Source organism: Kistimonas scapharcae (assembly GCF_039540975.1).
GTDB lineage: Bacteria > Pseudomonadota > Gammaproteobacteria > Pseudomonadales > Endozoicomonadaceae > Kistimonas > Kistimonas scapharcae.
This window is the reverse complement of sequence record NZ_BAABFL010000240.1, coordinates 1-1322: the sequence shown is the minus strand read 5'-3', so window position 1 is coordinate 1322 and position 1322 is coordinate 1. Positions and strand designations below refer to the sequence as shown.

At 47.2% G+C, this 1322-nt stretch carries 1 protein-coding gene; it reads left to right on the top strand.

Going from position 1 to position 1322, the window contains the following annotated elements; translation table 11 throughout:
- Positions 1-67: 67 nt before the first annotated feature.
- Positions 68-1228 (top strand): ankyrin repeat domain-containing protein, encoded by a 1161-nt coding sequence (locus tag ABD892_RS10660; protein ID WP_345195607.1) that lies wholly within the window; start codon positions 68-70, stop codon positions 1226-1228.
- The last annotated feature ends 94 nt before the right edge of the window (positions 1229-1322 follow it).

Genomic DNA, 1322 nt, shown 5'->3' with positions numbered 1-1322 from the left:
GGCTGGGTTACATGGCTGCGCGAACCTGCCCCATGCCAGCAAGGCTTCTCAAGCTGGCTGAGCCACAGTGGTAATCAGGTATAAGTTTGAAGGTGATGGATGGCAGTTTGTTGATGATATCGGCTTTAGTGTTGATGAAAAAGTGGAGCGTGTCGAGCCCCTTGAACCTCGCGCAATTTACCTCTCTATTGTTGATGCGAATAATGCGTGTGATCAGCATATCGCCCAGCCTGGAAGGGATGATGCGGTTGTTATAATGAATAAGGCTGTGAAGTGTGGCTATCTATCCGTTGTTGGTAAGCTGATTAAGGGAAGAGTCTCTCCCAATCTTGTCAATGCAGAGAATCAAACGCCATTGCAGTTGGCTGTAAAAGCTAATCATCTTGGAGTGGTTGAATATCTTCTTCTCCACGGTGCCGAGGTAAACCGGGAGGAACCCGGATTTTACCAAGCGGCGCCTGTTCATCGTGCTGTATTAAATGATCATTGCAGTATGCTTGCGCTATTAATACGCTACGGTGCCAATTGCGAGGCCTTAACAGGGCTTGGAGAGTCTCCTCTCTACTTGGCTGCGAATATGCGACGGTTAGACATGGTGAGCTTGTTGTTAAAGCAAAACGTTAATTGCAATCAATATTCTGGTCGCAGTTTCGGCGAGTTCGTTCCTTTCAGTGTTGACTACGGTGCTACAGCTTTGCATTTGGCTGTTTATCACGGTGATTGTGCTATTGTCCGGCAGCTCTTAGAACATGGTGCTGATGTGAATGCCAAAACAAGAGGGCATCGTGAAACGCCATTAATAAAGGGGGTGTGGCGTCAAACGCACGGCGATCCTATAAAGTTGATACTTTTATTGTTGCAGTACCCTGTTCGCGCACCCAACCCACTTTTTCTGATTCGTCATCCAGAGAGGCATGCCACTAAAGACATGACTCCGTGCTTAATGCTTGTTAATCATCTTTTAGAGCAGAAAGAAAGGATGAAAATTGCTGATATTCTTGATGCGCGTTTTTGTGAAACAGCGAGTCCTCCACTTGTCAGGCCTAATAGTTTGCAAGCTATTGCAGGGCAGAGGGTGTGGAAGTGCTTATGGGAAAATAAGGGAAGACAGTGCTTGTTCTGGATGTACAGTGAAAACGAAAAGGGGGTCTCGAAGCTATTGCGCTTGCCTTTAGCCATGGTTCGTTATCTACGTTTTGGTCAGGCTCAAGCGGATTTGGAAGGATGACCTGATTTAAAAATTTCCTGATTACCACTGTGGCTCAGCCAGCTTGAGAAGCCTTGCTGGCATGGGGCAGGTTCGCGCAGCCATGTAACCCAGC